Genomic DNA, 344 nt, shown 5'->3' with positions numbered 1-344 from the left:
GCTGTCCGCCATGGGGGGCAAAGACAACCCCATGGGCATCGTGCTCGGTCTGGCCATGATCGCAGCTGCTGTAGTGGTGTTCCGCGGCAAAGGGGCGGCGGCCGCCATCGACACCTGGGAGGCTATGCAGAACAAGCGTAGGGAGGATGCGGAGAAGCGCGCAGAGGACGAGAAGGCAGAGCGCAGGAAAGCGAGGACCGACTTCGTCGCGACGATCCTTGGACGTACCCCAAAGCCTACGAGCAGCGGCAACGACTCCGTCGCCACCGCGCAGATCAACGCCATCGCCAACCCGGAGACGGCTAGGTCGATTCAGAACCTCCAGAACCTCCTCTACACACAAG

The 344-nt window shown here is 63.1% G+C and carries 1 protein-coding gene; it reads left to right on the top strand.

Annotated features, from left to right (window positions below):
• Nucleotides 1-31 precede the first annotated feature (31 nt).
• Nucleotides 32-344 (top strand): hypothetical protein (locus BN358_RS22395; protein WP_198018421.1); only part of this gene is annotated, 313 nt, incomplete at its 3' end.

The sequence above is a fragment of the Sedimentibacter sp. B4 genome (assembly GCF_000309315.1).
Lineage (GTDB): Bacteria > Bacillota > Clostridia > Tissierellales > Sedimentibacteraceae > Sedimentibacter > Sedimentibacter saalensis.
Note: the sequence above shows the minus strand (reverse complement) of the source record. Positions and strands in the feature narration are given on the sequence as shown.